We start from the raw sequence: 14,478 nt of genomic DNA, 5'->3' as shown, positions 1-14,478 counted from the left end.
GACTGGACGGTCCTCATGTTCGGCCGATCACACCCACATCATTTTCGGAAACAGTTGTTAGTCTGGCGGCCTCGCGTGGGGTGAGAGCGAGCGAAGTCCGAGCCGTCCCCGCTGGCCTGACCTTCTTCGCCACGACCGCTCACCACGGCGAGCACAGCCTGAATTGCTCAATGAACGCTGGGATGACCTCATGGCAATCGTGACCAGCAACGCCGCCGATACCCACGGATCAGATTCCGGCCAGGCCGAGCCCAGCTCGCCCGATTCGACAATTGGTGAATCCGAATCCGGCAGCGATCTCGACCAGCTCGCCGCGCGGGTGAGCCAGCTCCGCTCCGAGGGCGGCGACGTGGCGCGGGCGCTGCGGGCGGCGGCCGACACCATCGATTCGACGCCACCGACGGCGCACTCGCTCTCCACCGCGACGGATTGGTTCCGGCGCGCGGACGCGGTGAGCCGGGCCGTCGGCGCGCTGCTCGGGGCGGCACCGGCGGCGTTGGCGGACGCGGCAGCGGCGCTGGAGCAGCGGCGCGAGGCGGTCCGGGCAGCGCAGGAGCGCGCCCGGCGCGCGGAGCAGGAGCGGCGCAACCGGGACACGGGCCGGCGGCTGCTGGCGGAGACCGCTGCCAAGCTGCGCGAGCTCGGCCTCCACGACAAGGCCGACGAGATCCTTACGGGGCTGGGCGACGCGGAGGCCCCGCAGGCCGACCCGACCGGCCCGGCCGGCCCGACCGACGCGGAGGCCCCGCAGGCCGACCCGGCCGCGCCGGTCGGCCGGGCCACGGTCCCTGGGCAGGTGACGGCCGGCCCAGCGGCCGAGCGGATCGACGAGGCCACCACTGAACGGCCGCCGCCTCCGGCGCATGCCGAGGACCGGGGCCGTCCGGCGCTGCCCGCGCAGCCCACCGACGAAAACCCGGAGCAGCCGGCCGGCGACCGCCCCGCGCAGCCGGTCGGCCTCGACGCCGCGCCGGTCGGGGCTGAGGACCGGGCCGAGAGCGGGGGCGAGGAGGCGTCCGGATGGGGCGGGGCCCACGCCGCAGCGCCGCCGCAGGCCGCCGTCGTGGTCGAGGCGAGCCAGGCCGGCGAGGCCAGCCAGGCCGGCGAGGCCAGCCAGGCCGGCGAGTCCGTGGCGGCGGCGTCCCCGTGGGACGAGGGCGCGCCGCCGCGCATCGTCTCGCTGCTGCTGGCCGGGGAGTACGGCCTGGCCTGGCTGCTCGCCCGGGCGGCCGGCGAGTCGCCGGTACGGCGGCAGGCCCTGCACTTCTTCGCCGCCGCGATGAGCTGCGACCCGGCGGACCTCGCAGCGCGGCAGGCGGGTTTCGCGCCGGACGAGGACGACCTCGGCACCGCGAGCGCCGACGAGGCGAGGGTCCTGCTGGCGGCGTCCCTGCGCTTCGGGCTGACCACCGGCTACTCCCCGCTGGGGCTACAGCAACTGGTGGATCGGGCCAGCATCGAGGCCGCCCCGTCGCACGACCTGATCAGCACGGCGGTGCAGACGGTGCAGCGCGGCCAGATCCGGGCCACCGGCGAGAACGCCAGTTATCCGCAGCTGCTCAAGCAGTGGGACGGGCTCGCCGCCGCCGCGGCGGAGCTGCGGCAGACGCTGCTGCTGCGCAACATCAAGCTGCCCCGGGCCTCGCGCATCCTGCACGACCTGGTCAAGGACGGCCGGGAGCTGGGTTCGGCCCTCATCCAGATCGGGCAGCTCTCCAGCGCCGGCCCGCCGGCGAACGGCAGTCCCGACGAACGGGTCAGGCAGTTGCAGCGGCTGGCCGCGCAGCTCCAGGACCGCTCGAAGCTGCGCACGCTGATCGACACGGCGGACTCCCGGGTCAGCACCAACTCGCAGCTGCGCAGCGAGATCGTGGCGAACGCCCGGACCCGGCTGGAGGAGTCCATCGACGAGGTCCGCGAGTTCATCCACCACGCCCTCGGGCTGCACGCGGCGATCCGGCAGGCCGGGCAGACGAAGGAACTGACCCACATCGACGCGCTGCGGCGCGTGGCCGGCCTGTACCAGCAGCCGGCTAAGATCCGCACCGTCGGTGCCGCCGCGCTGCACCAGTTGGCGCTCTGGCTCGCCGAGGAGCCGGCGCCGGTCGGCGCGTACTCGGTGGCGGCCTTCGAGCAGCACGCCGCGCGGCTGGTCTTCGAGGTGGACCGCGACGAGCAGGGTCGCCCGGACGAGCGGTTGACGCTGCGCCAGTTGCAGGGCGTGCTCGACGGCCGGACGCTCGTCGAGGCGGTGCGCGGGCACCTCGACCGGGGAAACGTCGCGATGGCGCTGCGGCTGCTCGACGACGCCCCGGACGACGAGCAGGCCCGCCTGCTGCGCGACGAGTGCCAGCAGGCCAGGCGCGATCTGCGCCAGCAGCACGACAGGAAGCTCGCCACGGCGGAGACGGCGATCGCCAAGCTCCGCGCGGTGGGCCGGGACGAGCCGGCGCACGAGATCGAGGAGAAGCTGGAGCGCCTGCGCGACACGTACGTCGACCGGTTCGACCTGACCAGGGCGCAGCTCGATCGGGTGCTCGACGAGGCCGAGTCGCAGCTGCGCCAGCACCGGGAGCAGTTGCGCCAACGCATCGACCGGCACTCCCCCTCGGGGGTCAACAAGGCGCGGATCAGCGCGCTGCTGGACAGCGGCGACGAGGTCACCGCGGAGGAGTTCCTCACCCTGCTGGACTCCGACCAACCGCTGCCCGTCGACGATGCCGAACGCACCGACGACGACTTCACGGCGTTCTTCCCCCGGGTCGTCGAGTTGGCCGCCGCCGCGGCCGCCGGGGCCGGCGATCCGAAGGACGACGTGATCGCGCACCTGCGGCGCAATCTCGGCACCGGTGACTCGATGTCGGCGATCATCACCGACGGCATCGCCTCGTGGCGCACCCTGCGCCAGCACCGCAACACCCAGACTCCGCTGCTGCGCCGCTCGATCGCCGACGTGCTGCGCATGTTGGGCCTCGTCCCGGCCGAGGGCAACTACCTCAACACCCTCTCCGACGCGCCGCGTACCCGGTCGGCGATCTTCCAGGTGCGGGCGAAGCCGGCGGGGCGCTCCTACGTCCCGCAGTTCGGCACCCAGGCCAACGGCCGCTACAACGTGGCGGTCATGTGGGAGCGGGCGACGCCCGGTCGCCTGCTGGGCCTGCTGCCGGACCGGCTGCGCACCGGCCCCAACATCATCCTGTACTTCGGCACCCTGCCGGTGCAGCAGCGCCTGCAACTGCGCAGCCTGAGCAGCCCTGGCCGGGACACCAACGGCATGGTGCTGCTGGTCGACGAGGCGGTCATCGGCTGGCTGGCCTGCCGGGAGGAGCCGGACTTCCGCCTCACCCAGCGCATCACGCTGCCGTTCAGCTCGATCAACCCCTACACGCCGTTCGCCGGTGGCGACGTGCCGGACGAGGTCTTCGTCGGCCGGGACCGGGAGCGGGCCGAGCTGGAGTCCCCCACCGGCTCGATGTTCGTCTACGGCGGTCGGCAGTTGGGCAAGTCGGCGCTGCTGCGCCGCGTCGAGAAGCTCTTCACCGAGAGCACGCGCCAGGCGCCCACCGGCCGCCGGGTGGCGCTCTACCTGGACCTCAAGTCCGAGGGCATCGGCGAGTCGCACGAGCCCAAGGAGCTCTGGGCCCTGCTCAACCGCCACCTCAGGGCGCTGCACGTGCTCCCGTCGACGACGTCGGCCAACGCCGGTCCGCAGCTCGTCGCCGACGGCATCAAGCGGTGGCTGGGCGAGGACGAGGCCAACCGGCTGCTGTTGCTGTTGGACGAGGCGGACCTCTTCCTCACCGCCGACTTCGCCCCCGCGGAGTCCGGGGCCCGCTTCCAGACCCTGCAGGGGCTGAAGAACCTGATGGAGTCCTCGGGCCGCCGGTTCAAGCCGGTCTTCGCCGGCCTGCACCAGGTGCAGCGCTTCCACGACTCGGCGAACACCCCGGTGGCGCACGGCGGCACCGACATCCTCATCGGGCCACTGCGGGCCGCGGAGGTGCGCAAGCTGGTCGCGGAGCCGCTGCGGGCCATCGGGTACGAGTTCGAGCGCAGCGAGCTGGTCTGGCGGGTGGCGGCGTTCACCAACTACCAGGCCAGCCTGGTGCAGATCTTCTGCGAGGCGCTGGTCAACCACCTGCGCGAGCGCTCGCTGCCGCCCGCCGGCGGGCGCATCGTCATCACCAGCGACAACATCAACCAGGTGTACGCCAACCGCGACGTGCGCAACCTCATCGGGCAGCGGTTCCGCTGGACCATCAACCTGGACAACCGCTACCGGGTCATCGCCATCGTGGTCGCCCTGCTCAGCAACGACTCCACGGCGGGCTCGCAGTTCAATCCGGAGGACCTGCGCGAGTACTGCGAGGCGTACTGGCCCGAGGCGTTCGCCAGCGAGGTGCTCACCCGCAAGGAGTTCATCCGCTACCTCGACGAGATGGTCGGGCTGGGGGTCCTGCGCCGCACCGGCGAGTCCTACGGTATGCGCTCGCCGAACGTGGTGGCCATGCTCGGCACGTCCAGCGCGCTCGACCACGAGCTGCGCGAGGCGTCCGTGCACTTCGAGCTCCCCTACGAGTACAACCCGACGATGAGCCGCGCGGCGATGCCCGCCGCCAGCCGCCGCTCGGCGCCACGCCGCTCTCCGCTGACCGACGCGGACATCGCCGAGCTGATCGGCGAGCGCGGCCACGACGGCGGGAACGGCTCACGCGTCCTCCGTGCCGGCAGCCGGTACTCCACCGCCCTCGTGACCGGCTCGCCCGCGCTCGGTGTCGACCGGGTGGTGCAGGCCCTCACCACCAGCGCCGACTCCCGGGAACGGCTCCGGTTCGAGGGCACGACGCTGCCGGAGGTGCCCCGGCTCCTGGCCGGCACCGGCGCGGGTCATCGGCACCGGTTCCTGCTGGTGGAGTGCCCACCGGGGCGGCAGCAGCAGTTCGAGGCCGAGTACACGCGGGCGCTGAGCACGGTCGCCGCGTTGCGCACCGTCCGCGCCATCGTCGTGGTCGACTCGGCCGAGTACGCGGTGCCGAAGCTGGCCGCCGAGGACTCGGGCGAGTTGCTGACGCTGAGCCTGGGCCGCTGGTCGGTCGACGGCCTGCGGGCCTGGCACGACTTCCCGTTCGACAACCCGCAGGAACGCCGCCGGCTGCACGAGTTGACCTCCGGCTGGCCGGCCCTGGTCGAGAACGCCGTCCTGCTGGTGGCGGAGGGGCGGTCGACCGAGGACGTGCTGGACAGCCTGGCGGTCCCCTTCCCCGAGCCGCATTCGGCCGAGGCATTCCTGGCCGATGCCGGCCTCGGCCGGCACCGCGCCGAGGCGGCCCTGTGGGCGCAGTACTGCGCCACCATCGACCCGGTCACCCATCGGATCGTCGTCGAGGCGGTGACCCGCGAGGACCTGGACGCCATCTGGAACCGCGACGCGTCGCAGCCGCTGGACCGCATGATCGGCCTGGACCTCGTCGAGAAGGACCCGGCGGGCCGGGGCTGGGTCCTGGACCGCATCGTGGCGGCCGCGCTGCTGCGCGTCGTCGGGTGAGCCATGGACGACGACATCTGGCGGCTCCCCGGGCCGGCGCGCCTGATCGCCGAGACCGTTCGGGAGGTCAATCGCGGCCGCCACGCCGCCGTGGTCCTCCCCGTGGTCCTCGGCGGCGACCAGGACTTCGTGGCCGGCCTGGTCGGTGCCCTGAGCTCCGCGCTCTGGGAGGCCAACGAGCATCCCCAGCAGGTCGCCACGGAGTGCGACGACGGCGGGCCGCTGGTCTGGCTCGCCCAGGCGCTCAACGTCGCCGACGGGCCGCTGAGCACGGCCCGCATCCTCGACGAGCCGGAGGCGGCGGGACGGACGGCCGTCTTCGACTGCACCGGGCTGCACCCGGGGCACCGCCGGGAGGTTTCCGCCACCGTCACCCGCCTGGTCACCGAGTCCCGGCCCCGCCGGGCGCAGGACCGGCCCCGGGTGCTGCTGGTCTGCACCCGGGACGCCCTGCCGCAGCTCGGCGACGACCACACCGATGTGACGTTCGAGCCGCTCTGGTGGTGGGGCCGGTTGAGCAGGTGGGACGTGGCGGCGCGGATCCATCCGGCGGTCGAGGCGCGGTGCGCGCCCGGGGTGCTGCGTGAGGTGCGCCTGGAGACCCTGATCGAGGTGTGCCGGTGGGACCTCGGCCTGGCCGTGCACCTGGCCGAGTGCTGGGACGGGGACCCCGGCTCGCTGTCGGCGCTGATCGCCGAGGCCACGCCCTCGTCCGCCGTGCGGCCGCCGCCGGCGCCGCTGCCGCGCAACTCCGGCCGCCGGCCCACCGGCGAGGTGGTGCGGCACTGGGACGCCGGCACGGTCGACCTGTGGCACGACGAGTGCGTCGCGGCGGTCCGCGCGCTCGCCAGCGGGGCCGAGGCGGTCTCGCATGCCGTCTGGGCGGCCCAGGCCCGGGTGCTGCTGCCCTGGATCGAGACGCGCCGCCAGTCGGTCGCGGCCCACCTGCTGCAGTCCCGTGGCAGGGCGGCGGTGCAGGCCGTCCTCGGCGACCTCTCGGAGGTGCTCGAGGTGGGGCCGCTGCACGTGGCGGTGACCCAGTTGGTCGGCCGGAGCCGGCCGCCGCTGCGCGACGCGGTGCACCTGCTGCGCCAGGCCCGCAACAAGCTCGCCCACCTGCAGGCCCTCACCACCGGCGAGCAGCGCGAGCTCGTTGCGGCGTTCGCCAGGCTCACCCTGTGATCGGGCCGGGGTCAGCGCCGCCGGCCAGCAGCGCCGCAGCCCCGGCCGCCGCCGCCCGCCGACGGGTGCGCCGGCCGGCGGGCGCGGCGGTCAGGCCAGCAGCGGAGCGACCTGCCGGGCGACGAAGCGTACGAAGCCCTCCGGGTCGGGGTCGTCCGGGGTCGGTTGCAGCACGACCGTGTCCGCCCCCGCCTCGGCCCACCGCCGCACCCCGGCCGCCACCGCTTCGGCGTCGCCGGAAACCGCCCGCTGCGCCATCGTCTCGTAGCCCCAGCGTTGCCGCTCCCGCTCCAACCGGGCGTCGGCGTCCGCGCCGGTGGCCGCGTGCAGGTAGACCACGACCGGGTACGGGCCGCTGCGCTCGGACTCCGCCCGGCCCGCGTCGACGAGGGCGAGCGCGTCGCGTACGCCCTGCGGGGTGGTGCCGCCGGTGAGCACCACGCCGTCGGCGGCGGCCCCGCAGAGCCGCAGGGACTTCGGCCCGATCGCCCCGGCCAGCACGGGGACCGGGGCCGGCGGGGGCCAGTCCAGCGCCACCTCGGCCAGCCGCACGTACCGGCCCTCGGCGGTTACCCGCTCGCCCGCCAGCAGCCCGCGCAGCGCCGTGAGGTATTCGCGCAGCAGGGTCAGCGGCGACTCGGCCCGCGCGCCGACCTGCCCCATCCAGTCCTGCACGCCGTGGCCGACGCCGAGCCGGAACCGGCCCGGGAAGAGCCGGTCGAGGGTGGCGACCTCCATGGCGGTCAGCGCCACGTTGCGCAGCGCGACCGGCAGCAGGCCCACGCCGACGCGCAGGCGTTGGGTCCAGGCCAGGGCGGCGGCGGCCGTGGCGATGCCACTCTCCAGGAAGCAGTCCTCCCAGAGCCACAGCTCCGCCAGCCCCGCCTCGTCGGCGGCCACGATGATGTCGCGCAGCCGCTCCGGCGGCAACTGCGGCAGGAGCACCACACCGAGATTCGTCATGCCCGTCATGCTCCCCCAACGCGGCGGCGCGGTCCACGCATCAGCCGTCGACCCCGGCCTCCAGCGACGCCGCGTGCTGCCGGAACGTGCGGTCCAGCAGCGCGAAGAGCGCGGCCCAGTGCCGCTCGGCGGCCCGCTCGTCGTAGGCGGCGGTGTCGGCCATGGTGAACCCGTGGGGGGCGCCGACATAGAGCTCGGAGCGGTACCGGACCCCGGCCGCGTCGAGGGCCGCCTCCAGCGTGGCGATCTGCTCGACCGTCATGGACTTGTCCTGGTCGGCGTGGGCGAAGTAGAGCTCGCCGGTCACCGAGCCGACGCCCAGGTGCGGGCTGTCCGCCGCGTCGGTGACGAGCCGGCCGGCGTGGAAGCTGGCCACCGCGGCGATCCGGTCGGGAAGCGCCTCGATGGCGCGCAGGGCGGTCGTGCCGCCCATGCAGTAGCCGGTGGCGGCCACCGGGCCGGGGGCGACGTCGTCCCGGCCGGCCAGGAAGTCCAGGAAGGCCGCGGTGTCGGCGGCCACCACCTGCGTGGTCAGCCCGGCGACGAGCCGCATGACCTTCTCGTAGGAGCGGGCGCGTTCCTCCGGGGTGTCCAGCAGGGCGGCGTCGACCATGATGGCCGGGCCGGCCCGGTGGAACAGGTTGGGCACCAGGACCACGTGCCCCCGGTCGGCGATCCGCTCGGCCATCTCGGCCAGCCGGGGCCGCAGCCCGAAGGCGTCCATGAACAGCAGCACGGCCGGGAACGGGCCGTCGCCGTCCGGCCGGGCGAGGTACGCCTCGGCGCTCCCGTCGCCCACCGGCACCTGCACCGTCGTCGTACGCGCCACAGCAATCTCCGTCCGGTCGTCGTCCGACCCGCACCCTATCCGCCCGCCGGCGGTCCCGTTCGCCCCGACAGACCCGGCGGCCGGATCAGCCCGGATCTGCCCGGATCCCGGCGGGGTCGGGGCGCCCGGTCGTCCCGGTCGATACGTAGCTCTCGCTCCAGTTCGGCGATGACGGCCCGCAGGTCGTCCAGTCGCTGGGTGAGCGCGATCCGGTCCACCTCGTCGGGCACCCCGTCGCCGTCCTCGTCATGGTCGGGGGCGAGCCGCTCGGTCATCTCCAGCCGGCGGGCCTCCTCCATCGAGTTGACGATGACCGCGATCAGGATGTTGAGCAGCAGGTTGACGGCGATGATGACGTAGCTGACGTAGTAGACCAGGGTCCAGGGGGACAGGGCCAGGCCCTGCGTGACGAGGTCCGGCAGCGTCTCCAGGGACAGCAGCACGAACAGGGTCAGCAGTGACCGTCCGATGTCGCCGTACTCCTGCGGCTGGGCCCGGCCGAAGATGAGCCAGCCGGCCATCCCGTACACGTAGAGGGTCACCCCGGCCAGCGCGAGGAAGCCCGCGACGCCCGGCAGGCTGCGCCACAGCGCCGCGACGATGGTGCGCAGCCCCGGCGAGAACCGCACCAGCCGCAGCATCCGGGCGACCCGGACGACACGCAACAGCGCGGAGTCGCCGTGCAGGCCTGGAACGAAGATCGCCGCGATCACCAGGAAGTCGAAGACGTTCCAGCCGTGTCGGAAGAAGTCCAGCGGGCGGCGGCCGTACGCCATCATCCGGACGGCGATCTCGGCCACGAAGGCGGCCCGGAAGGCCCCCTCCAGCCAGCCCAGCAGCCCACGCGCCGGCCCCAGGTCCGGGTACGTCTCGACGCCGAGCACCACCCCGTTGGCCAGGATGACCATGACGATGGCGATCTCGAACGGGCGCGACCCGGCGATCTGGGCGCACCGCGCGGCCAGAACCGACTGCCGGCGCGGGCCCGCCGGCCGGTTGCCGCCCGACGCCGGCCGGAGTGCGTCGAGCATGCCCGTCACCCTACCGAACCACACCGGGCCGTCACCTCGTCGATCACGCGCCCCGCTTCGGTCGCCGGGCCTTCCCCGACCGGGTCGACGGGCGCGGAGCCGGTCCGGCGGGGCCGGGCTGCGGATGGCGAACCCCACAGCGTCCGCTCGTCGACCCGCCCCCGCACTCGCCGAAAGTTTCGGGATATGCTGCGCCCGGGCCGGCGACCTATAGGGAGATGCCATGCAGCGGCAGCGGGCGACGCTGGCGGAGATCGCGCACGCCGCCGGGGTGTCGATCCCCACCGTCTCGAAGGTCCTCAACGGCCGGCCGGACGTCGCCCCGGGCACCCGACAGCGGGTGCAGACGCTGCTCGACGAGCGCGGATACACGGCCCGTGGCACCGCCCGCGCGGCGAACCGCGCCGGCCTGATCGACCTCGTCCTGCGCGACCTGGGCAGCCCGTGGGCCATGCAGATCATCGACGGCGTCGAGGAGTTCGCCTACCAGGCCGGTTTCGGGGTGGTCGTCTCCGCCGTGCACAGTCGACAACGCAGCCGTCCGGACCACCGCTGGACCGAGCAGCTCGGCGCGCGGCGCTGCGACGGCGTGCTCCTCGTGCTCTCCGACATGTCGGTCGACCAGCGGGGCCAGCTCGACGAGCTGGGCATCCCGGTGGTGATCATCGATCCGGCCGGGCAGCCACCCCCGGACATCCCGTCGGTCGGCGCGACCAACTGGGCCGGCGGGATCGCCGCCACCGAGCACCTGCTCGCCCTGGGGCACCGGGACATCGCGGTGATCGGTGGGCCGCCGGCCGTGCCGTGCAGCCGCGCCCGGGTCGACGGCTACCGGGCCGCCATGGACGCCGCCGGGCAGCGGATTCCCCCCGGTTACGTACGGGCCGGCGACTTCCTCGCCCCGTCGGGGTACCGGGCGACGCACGCCCTGCTCGACCTGAGCCGACCGCCCACCGCGATCTTCGCCTGCTCCGACGAGATGGCCCTGGGCGCCTACGAGGCGCTCTACGAGCGAGGGCTGCGCGCCCCCGACGACATGAGCGTGGTCGGCTTCGACGACCTGGACGCCGCCCGGTGGGCGGTGCCGCCGCTGACCACCATCCGGCAGCCGTTGTCCGAGATGGCCGCGATGGCCACCCGGATGCTACTCAGCCTGGTCGACGGCGAGGAGTTGGCCAGCCACCGCATCGAGCTGGCCACCCCGCTGGTGGTGCGGCAGAGCACCCGCGCCCACTGACCACTCAGGACGCCGATACATCGAAATGTTGCGAGATCATTGCGGTCCCCTTACGCTGCGGTGGGAGCGCTCCCGAGGTGTGTCACACCCCGGTCGGGCGAGCGCCGGCCCGCCACACCCCCACCCCACCCCTGGGCGCTCCCGTCGCCGGAGCAGCCCCGCCATTGCCACGGAGGAGACGGTCCGATGAAGACAGTCCCACACGCGCTGCGACGACACCTGGTCGTGGCCGGCGCGGTCGGCGCGCTGGCCCTGGGCGCGACGGCGGCCCTGCCGGCCGTCGACGCCGCGGCCGCCACCGGCTGCGCCGTCACCTACACCACCAACGACTGGGCCGGCGGCTTCACCGCCTCGGTCACCATCACAAATCTCGGGGACCCGGTCAACGGCTGGACGCTCGGCTTCAGCTTCCCCCACTCCGGGCAGCGGGTGGCGCAGGGCTGGTCGGCCACCTTCACCCAGACCGGCAGCGCCGTCACCGCGCAGAGCCTGAGCTACAACGGCTCGCTGGCCACCGGGGCGAGCACCAGCCTCGGCTTCAACGGCTCCTGGACGGGCAGCAACCCGGCCCCGACGGCGTTCACGCTCAACGGCACGGTCTGCACGGGCGGGACCACCACGCCCCCGCCGCCCACCACGCCGCCGCCGACCACGCCGCCGCCGACCACTCCCCCGCCGGGCGGCAGCACGCCGGTGGCGATCAACGGCCAGCTGCGGGTGTGCGGGGTGAACCTCTGCAACCAGTACGGCCGGCCGATCCAGCTGCGCGGCATGAGCACCCACGGCCTGCAGTGGTTCGCCGGGTGTCACAACGAGGCGTCGCTCGACGCGCTGTCGAAGGACTGGCTGGCCGACCTGCTGCGCGTGTCGATGTACGTGCAGGAGGACGGCTACGAGACCGACCCGACCGGCTTCACCAACCGGGTCAACACCCTGGTCGAGGAGGCGACCGAGCGCGGCATGTACGCGCTGATCGACTTCCACACGCTCACGCCCGGTGACCCGATGTTCAACCTGGCGCGCGCCAAGACCTTCTTCGCCGCCGTGTCGGCCCGGCACGCCGCGAAGAAGAACGTGATCTACGAGATCACCAACGAACCCAACGGGGTGAGCTGGTCGACCATCAAGAGCTACGCCGAGCAGGTCATCCCGGTCATCCGCGCCAACGACCCGGACGCGGTCGTCATCGTCGGCACCCGGGGCTGGTCCTCGCTCGGGGTCTCCGAGGGCGGCAACGCCACCGAGGTTATCGACAACCCGGTCAACGCCAGCAACATCATGTACGCGTTCCACTTCTACGCCGCGTCGCACAAGGACAACTACCGCGCCGAGCTGGAGCGGGCCGCCGCCCGGCTGCCCATGTTCGTCACCGAGTTCGGCACCGTCACCTACACCGGCGGCGGTGGGGTGGACGTGGGCAGCAGCACCGCCTGGCTGGACCTGCTGGACCGGCTGAAGATCAGCTACGCCAACTGGACGTTCTCCGACGCCGACGAGGGCAGCGCCGCGTACCGGCCCGGCACCTGCGCCGCCGGGACGTACACCGGCACCGGCTCGCTCACCGAGTCCGGCGCCTTCATCCGCAACCGGATCCGCACCCCGGACAACTTCCCCACCATCTGACCCGGTGTCCGGCGGGGCCGCCACGCCCGGCGGCCCCACCGGACGCTCGGTCACAGCGGCGCGACGAAGTAGGGGGAGACGTCGAACCAGCCGTTGCCGGCCGCCCCGTGCAGCCGGCCGGCGCTGCCGGTCGACAGGGTGTACCACGAGTCCACGTAGTCCGGGTCGTCGGTGTACCAGGAGGTCGGGATGGCCTCCAGGATCGCGTTGACCAGCGGCTGGTAGACCCCGCCGTCGACGATCACCAGCAGCGCGCCCACGATCGCCTGCACCAGCGCCTGGTAGTTGGTGTCGCCGTCGTCCTCCATCATCACCACGTCGGCCAGGTTGTACTTGTACTCGGAGAAGTGCACCAGGAGCTGGTTCGGGTAGTAGGTCCGGCCGTCGGAGTCGAGGTACGGCATCTGCACCAGGTCGACCTTGGGCTTGCCGTCGAGCCCGAACCCGGCCACCAGGTTGTAGATCTCCGCGTCGCCCTTGAGCCAGGGCTCGTTGTCGTCGTCGAGGCGTACCGCGTCCACCTTGGTGGCCCAGTAGCCGGCGGTCGCCGACGGCCCGGCCGCCGACCGCGTGGCGGTGCCGGCGATGCCCCGGCGGGCCAACTCCCCGCGCATCAGCGTCAGGCCGGCGGCCAGCGCCCGCCCGGCGTCGACCTCGACCAGCAGCACCGGGCGCTCGGGGGCGCGGGCCGCGTCGAGGGTGACCAGGGCCCCGCCCGGGCCGTAGGCGGTCACGCCGCCCGGGGTGTCGTCGGTGGGGGTGGCCGCGACCAGCGGGGCCGCGCCCCGCGCCGCCGCCTGCGCCGGGCCGACCCGGCGCAGCCGCAGCAGCGAACCCGCCGTGGCCGGCAGGCCCTTGGCGGCCAGCACCCGCTGGTTGGCGTCGGCGACGGCGTGGGACAGCCCCGCGTCGGCGAAGGGCACGGCGAGCAGGTCGGCCGGCCCGCGGGCGGTGGCCGCGACGACCCTGCGGGCGCTGGCGGGCTCGGTCAGGGCCCCGGCGAGCCGGCGGGCCAGCCCGTCGGTGACCGGGAAGACCGCACCGACCGGCGCGGCGTTGGCCACCGGGTCAGAGGGCTCGGGGCGGGCGTACGCGGGGGTGGCCACCGGGGCGGCGAGGACCGCCGCCGCCAGGCCGGCCGCCAGCGCGGCGCGATACGGGGTACGAGTGTGCACGCGGGCTCCTCTGCGTGGTCCGGCCGCCGGCTCGTGGCGACGGCGCAGAGAAGATATACAACGATGCAAGCACACTCATCAATGTCTGTCTCGCGTCAGTGCGGATTCGTGCCGAAGATGCTGCCGAAGGCGAGCGCGGCGCTGCAGCTCAGCTCGCCCGGGGCCAGTTGGGTGCGCGAGGGCCGCCAGAGCTTCACCGCCTTCGCGGTGACGCGGGCGATCAGACAGTCGTACTGCGAGGCCCGCAGGGCGACACCGACCGTGCCCTCGCGCGCGGCCACGTCCTGGCGAATCGCCGGGTCGAGCCGCAGGCCGGCGACCGCCGCGCGGACGGCGGCCTCGTCCCGAGCGGCGGAGCGCAGAGCGCTGCGCAGCCGGTCGTCGACGCCGGCGAGCGACGGGTCCTTGGTGACCGGCACCGGAGCACCCTTCGGGCAGGCGATGTCGTCGTCGCGGCTGTCCTTCTCCGGGCCGAGCTGGAGCCGAAAGCAGACCTGCTCGTCGCGTTCCTTGATCACGGAGCCGTCCGCGCCGATCTCGAACCCGTGACCGGTCACCTGGAGCACCAAGGTCACCCCGGTCTGCCAGTGTGTCTTGCCGGTGACCTCGAGGACCGACACGTCGGGGTGCTGGCCCGCGGAGTGCGCGTACTTGTCGGCCTGGTGCAGGTGCTCGAAGTCGAAGCGGGCCGAGACCGCGTCGACCTTCTCCGCGGCGTCGGCCACCGCGCTGTCGTGGACCGGGTTCTCCCGGTGACCGAGGGCACCGCCGATCATCGCCCTGAGCTGGCCGTTCGCCGCACCGACGCCGAGCAACGCCACCCCGCCCACCAGCACCACGACCACGAGCGTCACCACACTGGACGGTACCCGCCCTCTTCTTCGCTCCACGGG

At 73.6% G+C, this 14,478-nt stretch carries 9 protein-coding genes; 4 read left to right on the top strand and 5 right to left on the bottom strand.

Features of this window, described 5'->3' with window-relative positions:
* Positions 1-190 precede the first annotated feature (190 nt).
* Together ACLQ2V_RS17280 and ACLQ2V_RS17275 are read left to right on the top strand one after the other, a co-directional pair.
* Entirely contained in the window at positions 191-5,545 is a 5,355-nt protein-coding gene (locus ACLQ2V_RS17280; RefSeq protein ID WP_425719520.1) for a hypothetical protein, read from the top strand.
* 3 nt (positions 5,546-5,548) lie between these two features.
* Positions 5,549-6,727 carry a hypothetical protein gene (locus ACLQ2V_RS17275; protein WP_425719519.1) on the top strand — a complete coding sequence of 393 codons (1,179 nt, stop codon included), beginning with the start codon at positions 5,549-5,551 and terminating at the stop codon, positions 6,725-6,727.
* A 90-nt stretch (positions 6,728-6,817) separates the two neighbouring features.
* Here ACLQ2V_RS17275 and ACLQ2V_RS17270 read toward each other — a convergent pair whose 3' ends face one another.
* Genes ACLQ2V_RS17270 through ACLQ2V_RS17260 form a run of 3 tightly spaced genes read right to left on the bottom strand, consistent with a single transcriptional unit; the run spans position 6,818 to position 9,550 of the window.
* Complete coding sequence (locus ACLQ2V_RS17270; protein WP_425719518.1) at positions 6,818-7,690, bottom strand: LLM class flavin-dependent oxidoreductase; 873 nt, start codon at positions 7,688-7,690, stop codon at positions 6,818-6,820.
* A gap of 40 nt (positions 7,691-7,730) precedes the next feature.
* On the bottom strand, positions 7,731-8,519 hold the full coding sequence (locus tag ACLQ2V_RS17265; RefSeq protein WP_425719517.1) for a dienelactone hydrolase family protein: 789 nt from the start codon (positions 8,517-8,519) through the stop codon (positions 7,731-7,733).
* A gap of 35 nt (positions 8,520-8,554) precedes the next feature.
* A complete protein-coding gene (locus tag ACLQ2V_RS17260) occupies positions 8,555-9,550 on the bottom strand; it encodes an ion transporter (RefSeq protein WP_425719516.1) in 996 nt (331 codons plus the stop codon).
* Between the two features lie 223 nt (positions 9,551-9,773).
* Between ACLQ2V_RS17260 and ACLQ2V_RS17255 the strand changes: the two genes are divergently transcribed.
* Entirely contained in the window at positions 9,774-10,787 is a 1,014-nt protein-coding gene (locus ACLQ2V_RS17255; protein WP_425719515.1) for a LacI family DNA-binding transcriptional regulator, read from the top strand.
* A 186-nt stretch (positions 10,788-10,973) separates the two neighbouring features.
* Positions 10,974-12,410: a cellulase family glycosylhydrolase gene (locus ACLQ2V_RS17250; protein WP_425719514.1), complete on the top strand. Its 1,437-nt coding sequence runs from the start codon at positions 10,974-10,976 to the stop codon at positions 12,408-12,410.
* A 50-nt stretch (positions 12,411-12,460) separates the two neighbouring features.
* On the opposite strand, the gene ACLQ2V_RS17245 is transcribed toward ACLQ2V_RS17250, so the two are convergent.
* Both ACLQ2V_RS17245 and ACLQ2V_RS17240 read right to left on the bottom strand, forming a co-directional pair.
* Positions 12,461-13,585, bottom strand: coding sequence for a DUF3103 family protein (locus tag ACLQ2V_RS17245; protein WP_425719513.1), 1,125 nt, complete (start codon positions 13,583-13,585; stop codon positions 12,461-12,463).
* A gap of 95 nt (positions 13,586-13,680) precedes the next feature.
* A complete protein-coding gene (locus ACLQ2V_RS17240) occupies positions 13,681-14,439 on the bottom strand; it encodes a hypothetical protein (RefSeq protein WP_425719512.1) in 759 nt (252 codons plus the stop codon).
* Positions 14,440-14,478: the final 39 nt, after the last annotated feature.

It is taken from the genome of Micromonospora sp. DT233, assembly GCF_049841815.1.
Lineage (GTDB): Bacteria > Actinomycetota > Actinomycetes > Mycobacteriales > Micromonosporaceae > Micromonospora.
Note: the sequence above shows the minus strand (reverse complement) of the source record. Positions and strands in the feature narration are given on the sequence as shown.

Coding starts and splice junctions, on each gene's coding strand:
- ACLQ2V_RS17280 (WP_425719520.1), top strand. CDS start 191: ATGGCAATCGTGACCAGCAACGCCGCCGATACCCACGGATCAGATTCC.
- ACLQ2V_RS17275 (WP_425719519.1), top strand. CDS start 5,549: ATGGACGACGACATCTGGCGGCTCCCCGGGCCGGCGCGCCTGATCGCC.
- ACLQ2V_RS17270 (WP_425719518.1), bottom strand. CDS start 7,690: ATGACGAATCTCGGTGTGGTGCTCCTGCCGCAGTTGCCGCCGGAGCGG.
- ACLQ2V_RS17260 (WP_425719516.1), bottom strand. CDS start 9,550: ATGCTCGACGCACTCCGGCCGGCGTCGGGCGGCAACCGGCCGGCGGGC.
- ACLQ2V_RS17255 (WP_425719515.1), top strand. CDS start 9,774: ATGCAGCGGCAGCGGGCGACGCTGGCGGAGATCGCGCACGCCGCCGGG.
- ACLQ2V_RS17250 (WP_425719514.1), top strand. CDS start 10,974: ATGAAGACAGTCCCACACGCGCTGCGACGACACCTGGTCGTGGCCGGC.